Genomic DNA, 20,346 nt, shown 5'->3' on the forward strand with positions numbered 1-20,346 from the left:
AGTCTGGGCCGTGTCTCAGTCCCAGTGTGGCCGATCACCCTCTCAGGTCGGCTACGCATCGTTGCCTTGGTAGGCCATTACCCTACCAACTAGCTAATGCGCCGCGGGCCCATCTGTAAGTGATAGCAGAAGCCATCTTTCAACTTTCATTCATGCGAATAAAAGTATTATCCGGTATTAGCTCACGTTTCCGCGAGTTATCCCAATCTTACAGGCAGGTTGCCCACGTGTTACTCACCCGTCCGCCGCTCGTTCCACAAGCGCACACCCCGAAGGGTGATTGCTTGCTTCCCGCGCTCGACTTGCATGTATTAGGCACGCCGCCAGCGTTCGTCCTGAGCCAAGATCAAACTCTCCATAATAGAAAGAGTGTCTTTCACTCATACAAAAACTAGCTTTTAAAAATTGATTCAGGGTAGTCTGTTTCAAATAAATGAAACATCTTACCTAATCTGTTTCATACTGGTTGTTTTGTTCAGTTTTCAAAGATCAAACGCTGTCTGTAACAGCGACGATATATATAATATCATTGTTTGTTGTTGGTGTCAATAATTTATTTGAATTATTTTTTATGAAGTTTCTTTAAGGACAACTTCTTTTTCCTAACAACAAAAAATAATATAGCATATATATTATTCATTAGCAATAGTTTTTTAAAACATTATATAAAAATGCTACTAGCTAAATCTTATCTATTCGTATTTAATCTTTTTAGGTATGTATCTCAAACACTCATCTTCACTTGCAACTCTTCGAAATAATTGAAATAACAGACGATACCTCTCATCCATCGCCCGCTTTACCATATGATCAATTCGATTGTCATTTAAATCTAATAGTAAATCCTCTAGTTCTCGTTTTATTAAATATTCAACTTCTTTTTTCTCCATTTCATTCATTAACATTCCTAACACGTAAGTCACTCCTAAAGACATATTCTTTTTTATTTTTACCATATGACTCATTTTTATAATGAATAAACAAATTCTTCATTCATATTAAAAAAATCTGCTCATAAACTTATAGCAAGTCCAATAAGGGGGAGGAAGTATGCAACACTTTTACACATTAAAGATAGGAAACTGGAAAAAGTGGGGATTACTAGTTGTTGGTGCATTATTCACGGCTTTTTTTCTGTGGATTGAAGTAGAAAGTTCCTACTCAGTGTTTTCACCTAAAGAAGAGGCTACGGCACTAAGTAAAGGTAGTGAAGATGATCCTAATATTGCACTAACGTTTAATATTTCATGGGGGAATGAAAAGGTAGAACCAATTTTGGAAAAGTTAAAGAAACATGATGTACAAGCAACATTTTTTCTTAATGGAGAATGGGCGGAGCGACACCCAGATATTGTGAAGGAAATTGATGAAGAAGGCCATGAAATTGGTATGATGGGCTATCATTATAAGAGTTATGTTAAACTAGATCCAAATGAGGTAAGAAAAGATTTAAATCAAGCCAAAAGTACATTTGATAAGTTAGGGTTCCCTGATATTGAATTAGTAAGGACTCCGAACGGGCACATCAATCAAGAAGTTTTAGAAATAGTAAGCCAACAAGGATACCAAGCGATTCAATGGAACATTAATCCTAAGGACTGGAAAAACCCTGGTACACAAACGATTATAGATGAGGTTATGAAAACCACATCGAACGGGGATATTATATTACTTCACGCCTCTGACTCAGTGAAACAAACTCCAAAAGCTCTCGACACTATTCTTCCAGGCTTAAATAATAAGGGGTTTGAATATGTAAGTATATCTGAACTTATATCAAGAGCAGATTCACAATCTAAAGAGGTAGAGTGATAAACTTGTTTAACATTAAAGAGGACAGGCCTTTATTTAGAAGTAAAGCCTGTCCTCTTACTTATTTCCTTTCTGTTATCCTGTGTAATACCAGTAATTGATATGTATTACAAACTAATAAAGGGATGATCATAAGCCACGTATAATCATTACCACTAGCTCGCAAACCTGGTACCCACTCAATTGTTGTGATCACAATCATAAAGAAAAGGGCTGGTATAAATGCCTTCCTATTTGTTTCTTTTGCTTTAATTCCTGAAATTATCCATCCATATACAAATATAGCAACTGCTACTAATATATAGATATAAATGGAGGTTTCCCCATCTGATCCTTTATAACGAAAATATACTAAATCAAATAATGTAACTCCTATCAAAATAACTTGAATAGGCCCCCAAAGACCTCTAAACATTCCTAAACCAAATTGGTTAATAGTCAAGTACGCAAAGAAGCCCATTTGACTGACTAAACTAAACACAAATCCCAATCCAATAAAGAAGATAAGCAATCCAAATATCTCAAAAACATCAATGGGATTTAGAAATGCTGCATATGTTTCGGATTTCACAAAAAAACTTGTAAGTAGTGTTGATATTCCGCCTATCAATAATGTTGTAAAAAACAAGCGAACCAAATTTCGACTTTTCACAATTTTATCCCCCTAAATGTGAACAACAGTTATATTTCTCTCTTGACAGTTTATCATGAATGGTATGTTTTTTCCTTTGTCATACATATTTTTTAATGTGAATCCCATATTATAAATAAGTTAAATCGCACATAACCGCACCGAAAGGAGTTGAATTTTATGATGAAACAAATAAATCTTGTACTTATCTGCTCATGCGTTCTCCTATTAAGTGCATGCGGCGGTGGTGGCGGTCAATCAAATGGAAGTGAAGCAAGTTATGAAGAAGTGAAAAAAATGGTTACAGATATATTAAAAACGGATGAAGGTAATAAGGCAATCACAGAAGTGTTAACCGATGAGGAAATGCAGAAAACGTTTGTTATTGAATCTAAAGTTGTAGAAGATTCTGTTACAAGTGCACTCACTTCAGACAAAGGAAAAGAATTTTGGAATAAAATGTTTGAAGACCCGAAGTTCGTTGAATCTTATGCAAAAGCGATGAAGGAACAACAAGAAGATGTTATAACTGGATTAATGAGTGACTCTGAATATCAAAAAAAAATGATCGAAATTTTACAGAACCCTGATATGGAAAAGCAACTGGTCAGTGTACTAAAGGGACAAGAATTTCGTGAACACTTAGAAAAAACGATTCAGGAAACCTTAGACTCGCCAATGTTTCAAGCAAAAATGGCTGATGTGATCTTGAAAGCTGCTGAAGAAATGAAACCAACCGAAGAATCTGGTGGTGAATCTGGAGGAGAACAATCTGGAGAGTCCGGCGGTGGAGAACAGAGTGGATCCGGTGATGAACAAGACGGAGGTGGCGGTGGACAGTAAAAGTTAAAATACTTAACACTCCCACCACCATTCTAACAAAGGTCGAGGTGTCTTGTTCCCCCCAAAGTTAAAGACAGACCTCGACTTGGTCACTTTAGTCTCCAAAGGGGATTGATTTAAGACCTCAAGGGAGAGGCAATGGAGCTGAACTTAGCTATACACTTTTATCTTTCTAGAAAAAAGGGGCTGATCTGATTCAGCCCCTTTTTTTACTCTTCAAATTTTTCAACTACTTTAGCAGCCAATTTTCTATATTCTTTACCGTTTGGATGATCTTCTTGATAAACAGATGGTGCAAATACATCCTCTTCTTCATATGGTTGTTGGAGAGACAAATGACCTAATACTTTTGTTTGCAGTGCCTCGGCTAATTTATTGCCTCCACCTTTTCCAAAGACATATTCCTTTTCTCCTGTTACTTTGCTTTCAAAATAAGACATGTTTTCGACCACACCTAAGATTTCATGGTCTGTCGTTAGTGCCATTTGTCCTGCTCTTGCTGCAACAAATGCTGCAGTTGGATGTGGTGTTGTAACAATAATTTCTTTAGAAGAAGGAATCATGTTATGAACATCAAGAGCTACATCACCAGTTCCGGGTGGTAAATCTAGCAATAAATAGTCAAGATCGCCCCATTCAACTTCTTTAAAAAAGCTGGTCAGCATTTTACCTAATCGAGGGCCACGCCATATGACTGGAGAATTATCCTCAACAAAGAAACCCATCGAAATGACTTTTACCCCAAATCTCTCAACAGGAACAATCCTGTTTCCTTTTAAAGATGGGCGTTTCTCCACTCCCATCATATCTGGAACACTAAAACCATAAATATCAGCATCGATGATACCTACTTTTTTACCCAATCGAGCAAGTGCAACAGCTAAATTAACTGTAACTGTTGATTTACCAACGCCACCTTTACCACTAGCTACAGCGATAAAGTTTGTACCAGAATCGCCACTTAACAGAGAAGTATCTTTTTCAGAAGCTGGTTGAAATTTTTGGATAATTTCATCTGGTAATTGACTGAAACGAAGTCCAACCGTTACGGCACCTTCTCGCTTTAACACATTTACAACTTCTTGTTGGAGCTGCATCTGTTCTGCGGTATTTGTTTTGCCTATTGCAAGCTTAACGCTTACATGTTTCTTTTCTTCTTTAATTGTAATTTCTTCAACCCCGCCAGTTTCTTCGAAGGTTTTATGTAAAAATGGATCCTTAATAGGATTTAATAGATTTAATACCTGTTCCTTTGTCAACATTCTAACTTCACCATCCTTCATACTATTTACCTTATCAAAATTAGTATAACATAATAAAAGCATAAGCGCCCGGTTAGCAACGTACAGAGCTGATAGAAGTCTCATTAGTTGCTGGGCTCTTAAGCTGGGAGAGGTTGTTCCTATAATAGGCTAGAACTAGTCCAACATACATACTTTTATTACTGTGGTAAAAATTATAGGATGGTGTAAGACTTGTTACTACTCTTCCTTTTCTTCAGAACCCTCAGTTACATAACGTAAAATTCCTTCATAAATACTGGCCGCCATCTTTCGTTGATAATCTTCTGTTTTTAATTGTTCACGTTCTTGAACATTAGATAAAAAACCGATTTCCACTAAAGCACCAGGAGTTTGCGCATGTTTCAATAAATACATATTAACAGCTCGCGCATCCCGATTCGTATTGTCCAAGTTTCTTTTAATTTCAGCTTGAATTAATTCGGCCAATTGTTCACTTTTTTCTAAAGAAGGGTAAAAGAATGTTTGTGCGCCACTCCACTTATCGGAAGGAAGAGCATTTAGATGAACACTAACGACAAAATCGGCTTCTTTTTCTTTAATTAAGTCGACTCGATTTCTTAAATCTTCTGCTTTTCTTCGCGAATAACCATCCGTATCTTCAGCTGCAAGGTCACGATCAGTCTCCCTAGTCATATAAACGAGTGCTCCAGCCTGTTGTAGATAGTTACGTAAATATTTTGAAACATCGAGTGCGATATCCTTTTCTAAGGTTTCATCTGCCCCTACGGCACCACCATCAACACCACCATGTCCAGGATCCAATACAATTGTTTTTCCGGCCAATGGTAAGGACCAGGTATTCCAAGTACTTGTTGATTTTTGTATTGGGTATTGTACTAACATCACTAAAAGGATTGCTCCAATAATCCAACCTGCTACTTTCACAGACTTTGTCATCTGCATTTCCCCCCATACATATTCCTGTTTCTCACTATATGGGACAAGGTGTTTATTTATGACTGATTTATTACCAAACAACTTCACATAAGCTGTATTATGTGCAGTAACTTTGCCTTTTTGCATTCTGATTGAAATAAGTGTAATACTGTCGCTACGGCAGAATACTCCGCTTTCCGCGGGCACGGCCTCAGCTAACTTGGTAAAGAAAACCACTTTACCAAGTGGATCTTCGGCTCGCGCTGTTCCTGCAGGAGTCTCCGTATTCTGCCTTCGCTGGTATAAGTTGGCTGATTATTGATAGATGTAATACTTTATAAACTCAAAAACTATAAAATCAACATGGCATTTAATAAGCAATACACCATAAAACTTCAGAGTACTTGAAAAAGCGGAGGAAATACACGAAGACTCCCGTGGGACTAGTGGCCTCGGTGAGACCCCGCAGTGAGGGACGAGCGAGGAGGCTCACCAGCCCCCCCACAGGAAAGCGGAGTGTATTTCCGCAGCGGCTATTATCTCTCACTTTATAAAGGACATAAGAGAGAAATACGCATAATACAGCTTATGTGTAATAAATACACTCTATTAAAGATAAGCACAAAAAAGACCCCCAACCAAATCGATTGAGAGCCTTCCAACGTAGATATATTAACGTTTTGAGAACTGTGGTGAACGACGAGCGCCTTTAAGACCGTATTTCTTACGTTCTTTCATACGAGCATCACGAGTTAGGAATCCTTCACGTTTTAAAGCTGTACGATATTCAGGATCTGCTTCTAATAATGCACGAGCAACTCCGTGACGAATTGCACCAGCTTGACCAGTGAATCCTCCACCATCAACATTTACTAGTACATCATAGCTTCCTTCAGTTTCTGTAAGTGCTAAAGGTTGTTTAATGATTGTACGTAGTGTTTCATATGGGAAATAGCTTTCTGCATCGCGCTTGTTAACAGTAATTTTACCTGTTCCAGGAACTAAACGAACACGTGCAGTTGAACTTTTACGACGTCCGGTACCGTAGTATTGTACTTGTGCCACGATTTGTTACCTCCTTTTAATTATCCGCGAAGTTCGTAAACTTCTGGTTTTTGTGCTTGGTGATTATGTTCTGATCCTCTATACACATGCAATTTCTTACCCATTTTACGTCCAAGAGTTCCTTTTGGAAGCATACCTTTGACAGTAAGTTCTAGCATTTGTTCAGGATATTTTGTACGCATTTCATATGCATTACGTTCCTTCAAGCCACCTTGCCAGCCTGAGTGACGGTAGTACATTTTGTCATTAAGTTTGTTACCTGATAGTTCAATTTTTTCTGCATTGATGATGATGACATGGTCACCTGTGTCGACATGTGGCGTGTATGTTGGTTTGTGCTTACCACGTAAGATAGTAGCAACTTCACTTGCTAGACGACCTAACGTTTGACCTTCAGCATCCACAACATACCATTTGCGTTCGATATTATTTTCATTGGCCATGAAAGTTGTGCGCATGATCCGTACCTCCTATATATCAATCATTTTCTTTTTTAAATTACTTGATTATGACTTATTATTCAATGTTAAAGTGCATATATCTTATATTCTACACGAGTTAACTTTCCGGGGCTAATCGTGGTATAGAAAATAAAATGCCATAGATCATATTATAACATTCAAGGGGTTTTGTCAATATAATGTGACACCTGGATGTGTTGTTTTTAATAATTAATATTTTCCATTCAAATAATTAGATGATCTAAAACTCATTATAGACAACTCTCCATAAAAACAAACCTTGTGGTGGAGCTGTTTTTCCTGCTGCTACTCGATCTTTTGCATCGAGCACTTGTTTCATATGCGAAGGGGTTAAACTACCTGTTCCAATTTCTATTAACGTACCGACTATTATACGGACCATATTATATAAAAAACCACTACCTTTGCATACGAACACAATTTGATCTTCTTCTTGATAACATGACGCATGATAGATTGTACGTATTTTATCACCTTTAACACCTGTGTTAGCAGCACAGAAGGAACTAAAGTCATGTTCCCCTTCCAACAAGCTACATGCTTCGTTCATCACTTCTATGTCTAATGGCTGTTTGACATGCAAAGTATGGTCCCTATTAAAGATGTCAATCTCTTTTCTATTCATTATGAAATAACGATACTCTTTTTCTTTAACATCAAACCTAGCATGAAAAGAATCCGCTACTTTTTTAACGTTGCAGACATATACATCGTTAGGTAATAACGTATTTAAAGCCTTTTTCCAATTTTCAGTTGGTATGGTTAGTGGTGAATCAAAGTGAATAACCTGCCCCCATGCATGGACACCTGCATCCGTTCTACCGGAAGCCGTCACACGCACATGTTGGCCCTTATGCATCTTCGTGAGTGCTGATTCTAATTCTTCCTGCACTGTTCGACCATTAGGCTGAATTTGATAGCCAGAGTAATTCGTTCCATCATAACTAATTGTACACATTAATCGCTCGACCATGTTTTGTCCATCCTTTTTAAGCTCTAGTCATTACCAGACCAATAATAATCAATAGAAATAAACTGATAACGAATAGATCTCGCCCCTCAATCTTTAATTCTCTTAATTTGGTACGGCCTTCTCCCCCTTGATATCCTCGGGCCTCCATTGCCATTGCAAGTTCCTCTGCGCGCTTAAATGCACTTACGAACAATGGCACTAGTAAAGGAACAACAGCTTGCACTCTATCTCTTATTGGTCCAGTTTTAAAATCAACTCCTCGAGAAGCTTGGGCTTTCGATATCTTCTCTGTCTCTTGCATCAATGTTGGAATGAACCTTAACGAAATTGACATCATAAGTGCGAGTTCATGGACAGGGAATTTGATTTTTTTAAGTGGGCCTAATAACGTTTCAATCGCATCGGTAATCTCAATCGGGGTTGTCGTCAATGTTAATAACGACGTCACTAAAATCAATAGAAAAAAGCGCAAGGAAATTGCAGCTCCCTGAATAATAGCCCCTGAATATATGGGGTATGATGCAATTTGGAATAATACCTCTCCGTCTTTTGTCACAATTAAATGAAGAATAAAAGTGAACACAATTAGAAACCAGACTGGTGTGAGGCCTTTGGCAATATAAGATAACTTTATACGAGTCAACAGGGCACTACCAATAGAAAATGCTGTTAATAACCCATAGCTTGCAACAGAGTTTGCTAAAAATACAACAATAACAAAGGTAAATATAATTGCTATTTTAGTACGTGGATCTAAACGATGTATGAAAGAATCACCTGGGACATATTGACCAATAATAAATGAATTACTCATAATTTTTCCCCTTAAGCTTTTCTACTACTTGTTGCGCTACTTCCGCAAGGCTTTGTCCTTGATAAGAAAGGTTGATCGCAAACCGCTTTTCAACTTTATTGAGAAACTCAATAATCTCTGGGATATCTAGTTGGACTTCATTTAATTCTTGTTTTCTTGTAAACACATCTAGAGGGGTACCTTCCATATATTTTGTCCCCTTATTTAAAATAATAACATGATCTGCATAGCGAAGTGCATCTTCCATACTATGGGTAACAAGGATCGTTGTTAACCCTTTTTGTTTGTGCAACTGGTAAAACATATCCATCATATCTTTTTGTCCTCGAGGATCTAAACCAGCTGTTGGTTCGTCTAGTACTAATACTTCTGGGGCCATTGCTAATACACCTGCAATAGCAACCCTTCTCATCTGACCACCACTAAGATCAAAAGGAGACCGTTCTAATAAGGATTCAGGAAGTTGAACAGCTTCAATAACCTCATACAACCGTTTATTTATTTCCTGCTCGGCTTCCCCAAAATTTTTAGGTCCAAATCCAATATCTTTGGCAACCGTCTCTTCAAATAACTGATGTTCAGGATATTGAAAGACGACCCCTACCTTTTTCCGTAGGTCCATCACATTTTTTAATTTTTCATCAGGAGAAAGGGTGAAATTACCTATTTGTACTTGCCCATCTGTTGGTCGTAATAAACCATTTAAATGCTGCAGTAAGGTTGACTTCCCAGAACCAGTATGCCCTACAATCGCTACATACGAACCTGACTTGATATCAAACGATAGGTTTTGTAGTGCACGATGTTCAAAAGGTGTATTGGGTTGGTAAATATAGCTTACATTTTTGAATGATATGTCCATAGTTCCTCCAATAATTCTTCATGATTTAATGGTTGATGGTTTAATGGTACATCTAATTGCTTTAACTCATCAGCAAACTTTGCAACAAACGGAATATCTAACCCAATCGACTGTAATTCATCCTTTTGACGGAACAAGTTTCTTGGTGTGGATTCTAACCAAACCTTTCCATTATTCATCACAATTACACGATCAGCTTGGACAATTTCTGTTAAATCATGGGTGATGGTAACCAATGCTAAGTTACGTTCGTGTTTCACGGCATTAATCGTTTCCATGATTTCAGCACGCCCTCTTGGGTCTAACATTGCAGTTGCCTCATCCAAGATGATAACAGTTGGAGAAATAGCTAACACACTCGCGATCGCCACTCTTTGCTTTTGACCTCCAGACAATCGATGTGGCTCATGTAATAAAAAATCATTCATTGAAACAGAAGCCAAACTACTGTTAATCCTGGTTACCATTTCTTCTCTTGCTATACCTCGGTTTTCTAGTCCAAAGGCCACATCGTCTCTCACGGTAGTTCCGACAAATTGGTTATCAGGATTTTGAAAAACCATACCAACACGTTGACGAATTTCCCATACAGTATCTTGCTTAACTTCAATTCCATCAACGATAATTTGACCTTCTTGTGGAAATAATAAACCATTAATTAGTTTCGCAATCGTCGATTTACCTGAACCATTGTGACCTATTATAGCAACCCACTCGTCCACGTTTATCTTAAAATTGACGTCTTTTAATACCCAAGGTTGTTCCTCACTATAGCGGAATGATACATGTTTAAATTCAATAAAAGAGCTCACCTTACTCTTCCCTCCCTTTGGCACAAACACAGTTGATTTCCTTAGTATGTTTATTTATTAAAAATGGACGCATTTTATATGCCTTTTGCTTTTAACATTCGTAGTTGATGGAAACTCCGAATTAACTTATTTTCTCGCTCGTTCTTTATAAATTGAGTGCTAGTCTAGCGCTGCGAAAATACACCTACGCGCATCCTAAGGTGGCTGATGAGCCTCCTTGAAAATAAAGTTCAATTTTCTTCGTGCGATGCATCGCTGCCGTAGCGTTCCTTGTCCTCGTTCGTCCCTCACTTGCGGGATCTCATCGAGGCCATTCCTCCCACAGGAGTATCTGGTGTATTTTCTCCACTCTTTCTGTGTTATCGAATTCTTTAAGGAAAATTACTAGAGTATACGTACAACAAAAGCTTCCTATCCCGTAGATAATAGTGCACTCAGACTCAGTTATTAGGTTCAAGTGTTTTATCTAGCTTAGATCAGAAAATTACTAATAGCGTAGGCAGAATACGGAGACACCTCGAAAATAAAGTTCAATTTTCTTCGTGCGATGCATCGCTGCCGTAGCGTTCCTTGTCTTGCGGGAACAGCACGAGTCCGAAGTCCCCGCAGTGTGGTCTTCACGAGGAGGCTGAGGCCGTGCCCGGAAAGCGGAGTATTCTGCCGAAGCGATGGTATAACACGCAATCAAATTCAATGTCATAAAGAAATTTTATCAAAATTACTTCGGAGTCTATGTTGTTTATGAACTACAAAAAATTTTGAACACTATAATCATAAGACTTAAATTTCGCGCCACCATCTACATTCCTATTTCATCATATTATTTTATCATAGTCATAGGGAAGTGTTGCCACGGAGAGAAAAATATTATAAAAAAAGAAGCTTGGTTAAGGTTCTTCCAAGCAAACAAAACAAGTTCATAACAAAAAAGGGCTGGGATTCACCTCGTGGAAGAGATTCTCCTGCCCTTCAAGCTATTACACTTTAATTAAACTAGTTCAATAATCGCCATTTCTGCTCCATCACCACGACGCTGTCCTAACTTAAGAACACGTGTGTAACCACCTTGACGCTCGTCATAACGTGTAGCAATATCAGAAAATAGTTTTTGTACAGCATCCTCATTTTCGTTTGCTTCAGCATTATAAAGAAACGCCGCAGCTTGACGACGGGCATGAAGATCGCCACGCTTACCAAGAGTAATCATTTTATCAACAACTGAACGAAGCTCTTTTGCCTTAGCTTCTGTTGTTTCAAGTCGTTCATGAATAATCAAATCTGTGGCAAGGTTGCGAAGTAGCGCCATACGTTTATCAGTAGTACGACCTAGTTTTCTAGCCATGGATTATCCCTCCCTTTTTCGGAAATATCTAAAGGTGTCGATTAATCGTCTTTACGTAAACCTAAACCAAGATCTTCTAGTTTATGTTTTACTTCTTCTAGTGATTTTCGACCTAAGTTACGTACTTTCATCATATCTTCTTCAGATTTATGCGCAAGTTCTTGCACTGTATTAATGCCAGCGCGTTTCAAACAATTGTAAGAACGAACGGATAAGTCTAATTCTTCAATCGTCATTTCTAACACTTTTTCTTTTTGGTCCTCTTCTTTTTCAATCATGATTTCAGCGTTCTTCGCTTCATCAGTTAGACCAACAAAGATATTTAAGTGTTCCATATAAATTTTAGCACCAAGTGAGATAGCCTCTTCTGGTCGAATGCTTCCATCTGTTGATACATCAAGTGTAAGTTTGTCAAAATTTGTAATTTGACCTACACGAGTGTTTTCTACTTGATAAGTAACACGGGAAATAGGTGTAAAGATAGAATCAACTGGAATCACACCGATAGGCTGATCATCATGGTTATTTGCTTCGGCTGGACGGTACCCACGACCACGTTCTGCCGTAATCTTCATGTGTAAGTGTGCATTGGTCCCTAATGTCGCTATATGAAGATCAGGATTCAAAATTTCAACATCACTATCAAATGTAATGTCTGCAGCCGTAACTTTTCCTTCTCCCTGTACATCAATCTCTAATGTCTTTTCATCATCAGAGTAGATTTTTAGAGCTAACTTCTTAAGGTTTAGGATGATTGTTGTAACATCTTCCACAACACCATCAACAGTTGAAAACTCATGAAGTGCACCGTCAATTTGTACAGATGTTACAGCTGCACCAGGAAGTGAGGATAGAAGGATACGACGCAAGGAGTTTCCTAGTGTTGTACCATAACCACGTTCAAGTGGTTCGATAACAAACTTTCCAAAAGTAGCGTCATCGCTAACCTCAACCGTTTCAATCTTTGGTTTTTCAATTTCGATCATTATTAAAACCCTCCTTCAAAACGTCGAAACCCCGGTTAGACATCGTCTAACCGAAATTCCTCAGGTGGCAGTTCCCGTTTCTGCTCAATGCCAATTCGTATTTTCTGTTCTATCATTGCTGTCTAGTTTAAAGTTCAACCAAAAATATACATTAGTTATTGGTCCCATTATACTTTAAGCTATCATAACCCATTATAGACAGCCTGACAAATTATATACAGATAAATTAAACACGACGACGTTTTGGTGGGCGGCAACCATTGTGAGGAACTGGTGTTACATCAACAATGGCTGTAACTTCTAAACCTGCTGCTTGAAGTGAACGAATCGCTGCTTCACGTCCAGCACCAGGACCCTTAACAGTTACTTCTAGAGTTTTTAAGCCATGTTCTTGAGCTGATTTTGCTGCTGCTTCAGCTGCCATTTGTGCAGCAAATGGCGTGGATTTACGTGATCCTTTGAATCCAAGCGCACCAGCACTGCTCCATGCAACTGCATTACCTTGAACATCAGTAATTGTTACAATCGTATTGTTAAATGTTGAACGGATGTGTGCTACACCAGTGTCAATATTCTTTTTCACGCGTTTTTTACGTGTGTTTTGTCTACGAGCCATTTATGAAACAACCTCCTTTACTTTATTTTTTCTTGTTAGCCATTGTTTTACGTGGGCCTTTACGAGTACGAGAGTTATTCTTCGTTTTTTGACCTCGTAATGGTAACCCTCTACGGTGACGGACACCACGATAAGAACCGATTTCGATTAGACGCTTGATGTTAAGAGAAAGCTCACGACGAAGGTCACCTTCAACAGTAAACTGTTCAACAGCAGTACGAATTTTAGCTAACTCGTCTTCTGTAAGATCACGAACTCGTGTATCTTCAGAAACCCCAGCCTCTTTCAATATTTTTTGTGCTGTAGTTTTTCCAACTCCGTAGATATATGTTAGAGAGATAACTACGCGCTTCTCACGAGGAATATCAATACCTGCTATACGTGCCATATTAAGCCTGCACCTCCTTTTCGATTATCCTTGTTTCTGTTTGTGTTTTGGATTTTCACAAATTACCATAACTTTACCTTTACGGCGAATAACTTTACATTTTTCACATATTGGTTTTACAGATGGTCTTACCTTCATCATCCATACCTCCTTTTGACGGAAGTCATCAATTATTTATAACGGTACGTGATACGCCCTCTTGTTAAATCATATGGAGAAAGTTCAACCGTAACTTTGTCCCCAGGTAAGATTCGGATGAAATGCATACGGATTTTACCAGAAACATGAGCTAGTACGGTATGACCATTCTCTAACTCAACTTTAAACATAGCATTAGGTAACGTGTCAATGACAGTACCTTCTACTTCAATTGCATCGTCTTTTGCCATCGAGTTGATCTCCCTTCTTCAAATCAGTCACTTTTTCATTGACAAATTTTGATATAGCAAATCGTAGCTTACCATTTGTTACGCGACCAGTTTCTAGAAGGCTGTTTCGTACTTCTGGAGAGATGTAATCTTGCAACGAAATATGATTGAAATTCTTTTTCTTTGGTCGGTCATATTTTCTTTTTTCCCCATCAGCAAGCAAAACAAAACGATCGTCTACAATTTGTATGACAATTGCAAATTGACCTGCTTCGCGTCCTTGTAAGATTTGAACTACTTGACCTATTCGCGGACTCGACTCCGTTTCACTCAACCACGATCACCTTCACTTAGGTTATGACACTCATAACCTTATAATATAATGGAAAGAGCAATCCTCTAGCCATTATGGGTGACAACCATTCCAATTATTTTATAAGAGTCGTTCACCTTTATTCTTCCATTAACCAACTACAGAGTAACAGGTCAATGTTATTGTCAAGCCCCTGGCATATAAACATGTGGAGTAAGTGGGTCTTCATGAGACAAATAGACTCACTGATGGACCCTTCTACCTTAAATAGAATATGAACTGACTCCGACATTATATGCTTAACAAAATAGTTGAAAGGTGGACACCTTGTTTTACGTAATGAAAAAGCGTTAAGAAACTTGTAAATTCTTCTTCGCGATAAAATATCACGAAAATCATTATAACCTTTATTGAAACGAATTGCATCTAAACTGGGAAGGAAATTAATAGTAATGTTATCCAATCCCAAATGTAGTATAGAATCAAATCATTTTTTAGAAGGAACATTCCTTATGCTAAATCTTTTAGTTTTTCATCAATATTTTCAAAGACATCGTTTATATCTTGTGCGCCATCTATAGTAGCAAGATAACCTTTGTCTTGATAGAAATCAATCAATGGTTGTGCTTGCTCTATATTAACTTCAAGGCGTTTCTTTACAGTTTCAGGTTGATCATCTTCGCGTTGGATAAGTGAAGCACCATCCTTATCACATAACCCCTCTTGCTTAGGTGGGTTATACTCAACATGATAAGTTGCACCACATGTCGGACAGATACGGCGTCCAGTTAATCTGTCAATGAGTTGTTCCTTTGGTACGTTAACATGAAGAACATAATCGAGTTTGCGATCCATATCAGCTAATAAATTTTCTAACGCGTCTGCTTGGGCAATGGTTCGAGGAAAACCGTCTAAAAGGAAACCTTTAACACAATCATCCTTACTCAATCGTTCTCTCACAATACCAATGGTAACTTCGTCTGGAACAAGTTCCCCTTGATCCATAAATTCTTTAGCCTTTTTTCCGAGATCCGTTCCTTCTTTAATGGCTGAACGGAACATATCTCCTGTTGAGATATGAGGGATCTGATATTTTTCAACTATCTTTTCTGCTTGTGTACCTTTACCTGCACCAGGTAGCCCCATAAGGATTAAATTCACAGAAATTCTCCTCGCTCTCGTTTCAACTACTACTTAATGAACCCTTTGTAGTGTCGTTTTACTAGTTGGCTTTCTAGTTGTTTCATTGTTTGAAGAGCAACCCCGACAACAATTAATAAACTAGTTCCACCAATTTGTACTGCTTGCGGTAAATTTGCTAAATTACCTAAAATTAATGGTAGTACAGATACCGCTGCTAAGAAGATGGATCCTACGAAAGTCAATCGATACATCACTCTAGTAAGATAGGTTTCCGTATTGTTACCAGGTCGAATCCCTGGTATATATCCACCTTGTTTTTTCAAGTTTTCAGCCATTTGCTCTGGATTCACTTGAACAAATGTATAGAAGTAAGTGAAAGCAATAATTAATGCTACATAGATTACCATTCCGATAGGCGTTGTGTAATCAAAAACATTGGCAATTACCCCAGCTACTTCATTACCTTCAAAGAAACTTGCAACAGTTCTTGGTGCAATGATGAAGGAAATCGCAAAGATTACTGGAATAACCCCTGCCGCATTTACTTTCAATGGTAAATGTGTAGAATGACCACCTACTGGTGAACGGTTTTCGAGTCTTTTTGCATATTGAATAGGAATCTTACGCAATGCTTGTTGAATAAAGATTACACCAACAACAACAGCAAGAACAACTAGAACAATCAATGCGACGATCACAATGTTTAAAAATAGTTCATCACCGACATTGCCACCGAAATACTGTTCGTAAAGTTGATTCACACCATTCGGTACTGCAGCAACGATACCAGCAAAGATCAGGATTGAGATACCATTACCAACACCATTAGCTGTAATCTGCTCACCAAGCCACATCAAGAATGCAGTTCCACTCGTCAAGACGATAGCAATGATAAGAAACTTCCCAACATTAGGGTTTTGTATTAACATGCCATTTGTCATTGCGTTGAAACCAATGGACATCCCAATAGCTTGAATAAAAGCTAATACGATCGTCCCATAACGGGTAAACTGAGCTAATTTCTTACGTCCAACTTCGCCTTGTTTCTTCCATTCAGCAAACTTTGCCACAACATCCATCTGCAATAATTGCATGATAATAGAGGCGGTAATGTAAGGCATAATCCCCATCGCAAAAATAGAGAAATTCTGCAGTGCGCCGCCTCCAAATGTATTTAGGAACCCAAATACACTTTGTTCATCCATGAAGTTAATTGCATCTCTAGATGAAAAAGGTACAGGGATAAATGTTCCTAATCTAAATACAATTAGCATTAATAAGGTAAAAATAATCTTTCGTCGGATATCACCCACGCGCATAAAGTTGGAGATGGAACGAAACATTAAATCACCTCAGTTTTACCGCCCGCTGCTTCTATAGCTTCTTTTGCTGAAGCAGAGAACTTATGAGCTTTTACGGTTAGTTTTTTATCAACATTGCCATTACCAAGCACTTTGATACCTGCTTTAAGCTTGCTTACAACGCCTGATTCTAAAAGTAGCTCAGGTGTTACTTCTGTTCCATCTTCAAAACGATTTAAAGCGTCTAGATTCACAATCGCTAGCTCTTTACGGTGAATGTTTGTAAATCCACGTTTAGGTAGTCGTTGGAATAGAGGCATTTGTCCACCTTCGAATCCAGGACGAGTACCCCCGCCAGAACGTGCTTTTTGTCCTTTGTGGCCACGTCCGGAAGTTTTACCGTTACCTGAAGACATTCCACGACCTACACGATTGCGTTCTTTACGAGCTTGTGATGGCTTCAATTCATGAAGTTTCATGCGAGCACCTCCTCTTACAATTTATTTATATTAAACCTCTTTCACCGATACTAAATGTGACACTTTATCTATCATACCACGAAGGGCTGGTGTATCTTCACGGACAACCGACTGGCGAATTTTCTTTAAGCCAAGTGTTTTGACAGTAGCTTTTTGAGATTCTGATCTGCCAATCACACTGCGCGTGAGGGTAATTTCTAACTGTTTAGCCATTTGATTTCCCTCCTATCCTTTCAATTCTTCTACGGATTTCCCACGAAGTTTTGCAACTTCTTCGGCACGTTTTAAATCGTTTAGACCGTTAACTGTAGCACGTACCATGTTAATAGGTGTGTTTGAACCTAAGGATTTAGATACGATATCACCAATACCTGCTAGTTCAACCACAGCACGAACAGGTCCACCTGCAATAACCCCTGTACCTTCTATAGCAGGTTTCATTAGGATATTTCCTGCGCCGAATTCACCAATAATTTCGTGTGGAATCGTAGTACCAACGATTGGTACTTGAATAAGATTTTTCTTCGCATCATCAATTGCCTTTTTAATTGCATCAGGTACCTCTTGTGCTTTACCAGTACCAAATCCAACATGGCCATTTTTATCACCGACTACTACTAGTGCAGCAAAGCGGAAACGACGTCCACCTTTTACTACTTTTGCAACACGGTTGATCGTTACAACACGTTCTTCTAAATCTAATTTGTTCGGGTCAATGTTTGTACGCAATATATGTCCCTCCTTTTACAATTAAAATTCAAGACCTGCCTCGCGGGCAGCATCTGCTAATGCTTTTATACGTCCATGGTATAAGTAACCTCCACGGTCAAACACCACGTTTTGATATCCATTTTCTTTGGCACGTTTAGCTACTAATTCGCCAACTTTTGCTGCTGCTTCCACATTGCCAGTAGATTCAAGTTTAAGCTCATTATCTACAGTAGACGCACTTGCAACGGTTTTGCCATTTAAGTCATCAATAAGTTGAGCATAAATGTGTTTATTTGAACGGTATACGTTTAGACGTGGACGTTCAGCTGTTCCAAAAAGGTTTTTACGAACACGTTGATGTCTTTTTTTACGCACAGCATTTTTATCAGGTTTTGTGATCATCTAGGTCACTCCTTTCTGTTCCCTAACTAACCTTTCTTAGGTTTGTGCATGCATTACTTAGCAGTTTTACCTTCTTTACGACGTACATATTCGCCTTCATAGCGAATCCCTTTTCCTTTATAAGGTTCAGGTGGACGAATGGCTCTGATGTTAGCGGCAACTGCACCAACTAATTCCTTATCGATTCCTTTAACAACCACTTTTGTGTTTGAAGGAACATCGATTTCAATACCATCACGATTTTCTAGTTCTACAGGGTGGGAATATCCTGCATTAATCACAACTTTATCACCTTGTTTTTGAGCACGATACCCAACACCTTGGATTTCAAGACTTTTCTCAAATCCTTTGTGAACTCCTTCAACCATGTTTGCAATTAAACTACGAGTAGTTCCATGTAAGGAGCGATGTTCTTTTTTATCACTTGGACGTTCTACTGAAAGAACATTATCTTCAATTACAATTTTCATATCCTCGTTGAAAGTACGTTTAAGTTCACCTTTTGGTCCTTTAACAGTAACCACGTTACCATCAAGTTTAACTTCAACGCCTTCAGGGATTTCTAACGTTTTAAGTCCTATACGAGACATTCAGACACCTCCTAACTTATCAATATAATTACCAAACGTAAGCTAAAATTTCGCCACCAACAGCTTGTTCACGTGCTTCTTTGTCAGATAGTACACCTTTAGATGTTGAGACGATTGCTATTCCAAGGCCGTTCAATACTTTTGGAACTTCATCGGCTTTTGCATAAACGCGCAAACCTGGCTTACTGATACGTTTTAATCCAGTGATTACTCGTTCTTCACTTGCACCATACTTAAGGAAAATACGAAGTACACCTTGTTTGTTATCTTCTACAAACTCATAATCACGTACAAAACCTTCACGTTTTAGAATGTCAGCAACTTCCTTCTTTAGGTTTGATGCAGGAATTTCAAGCTTCTCATGACGTACCATGTTTGCGTTACGAATACGAGTAAGCATATCTGCGATTGGATCTGTCATAACCATTACATATTACCTCCTTCCCTAGTCGGGGTTTACCAGCTTGCTTTTTTAACACCAGGAATTTGACCTTTGTAGGCAAGTTCACGGAAACAAATACGGCAAAGTTTAAATTTACGAATTACAGAATGTGGACGACCACAACGTTCGCAACGAGTGTATTCTTGTACTTTAAACTTTTGCTTACGTTTTTGCTTCGCTACCATTGATTTTTTAGCCACAACTTTCCCTCCTTCATTTAGCTCGAACGCTTATTTTTGGAAAGGCATGCCAAGCTGAGTTAAAAGTTCACGTGCTTCTTCGTCAGTGTTTGATGTTGTAACAACAACAATGTCCATGCCACGAACTTTGTTTACTTTATCATAGTTTATTTCTGGGAAAATCAATTGTTCTTTCACACCTAATGTGTAATTACCGCGTCCGTCAAAAGCCTTTTTCGAAATACCACGGAAGTCACGTACACGTGGTAGTGATACATCGATAAGTTTTTGAAGGAATTCATACATGCGCTCTCCACGTAGAGTTACTTTAGCCCCGATAGGCATTCCCTCACGTAGTCGAAAACCTGCAATTGATTTTTTAGCTTTTGTAATCATAGGTTGTTGACCAGAGATTAATGCTAACTCCTCAACAGCATTATCAAGTGCTTTTGAATTTTGTACTGCATCCCCAACACCCATGTTAATTACGATTTTTTCAACTTTTGGTACTTGCATTACTGATTCATAGTTGAATTTCTCAACCAAAGATGGAACGATTTCACTATTATATCTTTGTTTCAGTTCGTTCATCGAGTAGCCCTCCTTTCGTCG

General features: G+C 38.4%; 29 protein-coding genes and 1 rRNA gene. 2 read left to right on the forward strand and 28 right to left on the reverse strand.

Features of this window, described 5'->3' with window-relative positions; translation table 11 throughout:
- Both FCI53_RS16465 and FCI53_RS16470 read right to left on the reverse strand, forming a co-directional pair.
- A 16S ribosomal RNA gene (locus FCI53_RS16465) occupies window positions 1-362 on the reverse strand; the annotation flags it as partial.
- Window positions 363-692: 330 nt separating this feature from the next.
- Window positions 693-914: a hypothetical protein gene (locus FCI53_RS16470; RefSeq protein WP_138420140.1), complete on the reverse strand. Its 222-nt coding sequence runs from the start codon at window positions 912-914 to the stop codon at window positions 693-695.
- 136 nt (window positions 915-1,050) lie between these two features.
- On the opposite strand from FCI53_RS16470, the gene pdaB reads away from it, so the two are divergent.
- Complete coding sequence (gene pdaB / locus FCI53_RS16475) at window positions 1,051-1,812, forward strand: polysaccharide deacetylase family sporulation protein PdaB (protein WP_138420141.1); 762 nt, start codon at window positions 1,051-1,053, stop codon at window positions 1,810-1,812.
- 61 nt (window positions 1,813-1,873) lie between these two features.
- Here the strand turns inward: pdaB and FCI53_RS16480 are convergent, their stop codons facing one another.
- Window positions 1,874-2,464: a KinB-signaling pathway activation protein gene (locus FCI53_RS16480; RefSeq protein ID WP_138420142.1), complete on the reverse strand. Its 591-nt coding sequence runs from the start codon at window positions 2,462-2,464 to the stop codon at window positions 1,874-1,876.
- Between the two features lie 159 nt (window positions 2,465-2,623).
- Here FCI53_RS16480 and gerD point away from each other — a divergent pair, with 159 nt between their 5' ends.
- Window positions 2,624-3,286: a spore germination lipoprotein GerD gene (gerD, locus tag FCI53_RS16485; protein ID WP_138420143.1), complete on the forward strand. Its 663-nt coding sequence runs from the start codon at window positions 2,624-2,626 to the stop codon at window positions 3,284-3,286.
- A 209-nt stretch (window positions 3,287-3,495) separates the two neighbouring features.
- Here the strand turns inward: gerD and FCI53_RS16490 are convergent, their stop codons facing one another.
- The 25 genes from FCI53_RS16490 to rplE form a co-directional block, all read right to left on the reverse strand.
- Complete coding sequence (locus FCI53_RS16490) at window positions 3,496-4,548, reverse strand: Mrp/NBP35 family ATP-binding protein (protein WP_138420144.1); 1,053 nt, start codon at window positions 4,546-4,548, stop codon at window positions 3,496-3,498.
- Window positions 4,549-4,767: 219 nt separating this feature from the next.
- On the reverse strand, window positions 4,768-5,487 hold the full coding sequence (cwlD, locus tag FCI53_RS16495; RefSeq protein ID WP_138420145.1) for an N-acetylmuramoyl-L-alanine amidase CwlD: 720 nt from the start codon (window positions 5,485-5,487) through the stop codon (window positions 4,768-4,770).
- A gap of 651 nt (window positions 5,488-6,138) precedes the next feature.
- Entirely contained in the window at window positions 6,139-6,531 is a 393-nt protein-coding gene (gene rpsI, locus FCI53_RS16500; RefSeq protein WP_138420146.1) for a 30S ribosomal protein S9, read from the reverse strand.
- A 20-nt stretch (window positions 6,532-6,551) separates the two neighbouring features.
- Window positions 6,552-6,989: a 50S ribosomal protein L13 gene (gene rplM, locus FCI53_RS16505; RefSeq protein WP_138420147.1), complete on the reverse strand. Its 438-nt coding sequence runs from the start codon at window positions 6,987-6,989 to the stop codon at window positions 6,552-6,554.
- A 244-nt stretch (window positions 6,990-7,233) separates the two neighbouring features.
- Window positions 7,234-7,986 (reverse strand): tRNA pseudouridine(38-40) synthase TruA, encoded by a 753-nt coding sequence (gene truA, locus FCI53_RS16510; RefSeq protein ID WP_138420148.1) that lies wholly within the window; start codon window positions 7,984-7,986, stop codon window positions 7,234-7,236.
- A gap of 16 nt (window positions 7,987-8,002) precedes the next feature.
- Complete coding sequence (locus FCI53_RS16515; RefSeq protein WP_138420149.1) at window positions 8,003-8,800, reverse strand: energy-coupling factor transporter transmembrane component T family protein; 798 nt, start codon at window positions 8,798-8,800, stop codon at window positions 8,003-8,005.
- Window positions 8,793-9,662 carry an energy-coupling factor ABC transporter ATP-binding protein gene (locus FCI53_RS16520; protein ID WP_138420150.1) on the reverse strand — a complete coding sequence of 290 codons (870 nt, stop codon included), beginning with the start codon at window positions 9,660-9,662 and terminating at the stop codon, window positions 8,793-8,795. Before FCI53_RS16520 ends, FCI53_RS16515 begins: the two co-directional genes overlap by 8 nt.
- A complete protein-coding gene (locus tag FCI53_RS16525; protein ID WP_138420151.1) occupies window positions 9,638-10,474 on the reverse strand; it encodes an energy-coupling factor ABC transporter ATP-binding protein in 837 nt (278 codons plus the stop codon). The genes FCI53_RS16520 and FCI53_RS16525 overlap by 25 nt, the downstream gene beginning before the upstream one ends.
- 988 nt (window positions 10,475-11,462) lie before the next feature.
- The gene (gene rplQ, locus FCI53_RS16530) at window positions 11,463-11,816 is read right to left on the reverse strand and encodes a 50S ribosomal protein L17 (RefSeq protein ID WP_138420152.1); all 354 of its coding nucleotides are present in this window, start codon (window positions 11,814-11,816) and stop codon (window positions 11,463-11,465) included.
- Between the two features lie 41 nt (window positions 11,817-11,857).
- Complete coding sequence (locus FCI53_RS16535) at window positions 11,858-12,802, reverse strand: DNA-directed RNA polymerase subunit alpha (RefSeq protein WP_138420153.1); 945 nt, start codon at window positions 12,800-12,802, stop codon at window positions 11,858-11,860.
- A 226-nt stretch (window positions 12,803-13,028) separates the two neighbouring features.
- The gene (gene rpsK / locus FCI53_RS16540) at window positions 13,029-13,418 is read right to left on the reverse strand and encodes a 30S ribosomal protein S11 (protein WP_138420154.1); all 390 of its coding nucleotides are present in this window, start codon (window positions 13,416-13,418) and stop codon (window positions 13,029-13,031) included.
- Window positions 13,419-13,440: 22 nt separating this feature from the next.
- A complete protein-coding gene (rpsM, locus tag FCI53_RS16545) occupies window positions 13,441-13,806 on the reverse strand; it encodes a 30S ribosomal protein S13 (protein ID WP_138420155.1) in 366 nt (121 codons plus the stop codon).
- A gap of 24 nt (window positions 13,807-13,830) precedes the next feature.
- Complete coding sequence (gene rpmJ / locus FCI53_RS16550) at window positions 13,831-13,944, reverse strand: 50S ribosomal protein L36 (protein WP_003156543.1); 114 nt, start codon at window positions 13,942-13,944, stop codon at window positions 13,831-13,833.
- A 32-nt stretch (window positions 13,945-13,976) separates the two neighbouring features.
- A complete protein-coding gene (gene infA / locus FCI53_RS16555) occupies window positions 13,977-14,195 on the reverse strand; it encodes a translation initiation factor IF-1 (protein WP_018934234.1) in 219 nt (72 codons plus the stop codon).
- The gene (locus tag FCI53_RS16560; RefSeq protein WP_138420156.1) at window positions 14,173-14,508 is read right to left on the reverse strand and encodes a KOW domain-containing RNA-binding protein; all 336 of its coding nucleotides are present in this window, start codon (window positions 14,506-14,508) and stop codon (window positions 14,173-14,175) included. The genes infA and FCI53_RS16560 overlap by 23 nt, the downstream gene beginning before the upstream one ends.
- Window positions 14,509-14,997: 489 nt before the next feature.
- On the reverse strand, window positions 14,998-15,648 hold the full coding sequence (locus FCI53_RS16565; RefSeq protein ID WP_138420157.1) for an adenylate kinase: 651 nt from the start codon (window positions 15,646-15,648) through the stop codon (window positions 14,998-15,000).
- A gap of 29 nt (window positions 15,649-15,677) precedes the next feature.
- The gene (gene secY / locus FCI53_RS16570) at window positions 15,678-16,973 is read right to left on the reverse strand and encodes a preprotein translocase subunit SecY (protein ID WP_138420158.1); all 1,296 of its coding nucleotides are present in this window, start codon (window positions 16,971-16,973) and stop codon (window positions 15,678-15,680) included.
- Window positions 16,973-17,410: a 50S ribosomal protein L15 gene (gene rplO, locus FCI53_RS16575; RefSeq protein WP_138420159.1), complete on the reverse strand. Its 438-nt coding sequence runs from the start codon at window positions 17,408-17,410 to the stop codon at window positions 16,973-16,975. The genes secY and rplO overlap by 1 nt, the downstream gene beginning before the upstream one ends.
- A gap of 30 nt (window positions 17,411-17,440) precedes the next feature.
- The gene (gene rpmD, locus FCI53_RS16580) at window positions 17,441-17,623 is read right to left on the reverse strand and encodes a 50S ribosomal protein L30 (RefSeq protein ID WP_138420160.1); all 183 of its coding nucleotides are present in this window, start codon (window positions 17,621-17,623) and stop codon (window positions 17,441-17,443) included.
- Between the two features lie 12 nt (window positions 17,624-17,635).
- On the reverse strand, window positions 17,636-18,139 hold the full coding sequence (rpsE, locus tag FCI53_RS16585; protein WP_138420161.1) for a 30S ribosomal protein S5: 504 nt from the start codon (window positions 18,137-18,139) through the stop codon (window positions 17,636-17,638).
- A gap of 21 nt (window positions 18,140-18,160) precedes the next feature.
- Window positions 18,161-18,523 (reverse strand): 50S ribosomal protein L18, encoded by a 363-nt coding sequence (gene rplR / locus FCI53_RS16590; RefSeq protein ID WP_138420162.1) that lies wholly within the window; start codon window positions 18,521-18,523, stop codon window positions 18,161-18,163.
- A 53-nt stretch (window positions 18,524-18,576) separates the two neighbouring features.
- Window positions 18,577-19,113 carry a 50S ribosomal protein L6 gene (gene rplF, locus FCI53_RS16595; RefSeq protein WP_138420163.1) on the reverse strand — a complete coding sequence of 179 codons (537 nt, stop codon included), beginning with the start codon at window positions 19,111-19,113 and terminating at the stop codon, window positions 18,577-18,579.
- A gap of 28 nt (window positions 19,114-19,141) precedes the next feature.
- A complete protein-coding gene (gene rpsH / locus FCI53_RS16600) occupies window positions 19,142-19,540 on the reverse strand; it encodes a 30S ribosomal protein S8 (RefSeq protein ID WP_138420164.1) in 399 nt (132 codons plus the stop codon).
- Between the two features lie 29 nt (window positions 19,541-19,569).
- Complete coding sequence (locus FCI53_RS16605) at window positions 19,570-19,755, reverse strand: type Z 30S ribosomal protein S14 (protein WP_138420165.1); 186 nt, start codon at window positions 19,753-19,755, stop codon at window positions 19,570-19,572.
- A 30-nt stretch (window positions 19,756-19,785) separates the two neighbouring features.
- Window positions 19,786-20,325, reverse strand: a complete 540-nt coding sequence (gene rplE / locus FCI53_RS16610; RefSeq protein ID WP_138420166.1) for a 50S ribosomal protein L5 — start codon at window positions 20,323-20,325, stop codon at window positions 19,786-19,788.
- Window positions 20,326-20,346: the final 21 nt, after the last annotated feature.

The sequence above is a fragment of the Aquibacillus sediminis genome (assembly GCF_005870085.1).
In the GTDB taxonomy this organism is placed as follows: Bacteria; Bacillota; Bacilli; order Bacillales; family Amphibacillaceae; genus Aquibacillus_E; species Aquibacillus_E sediminis.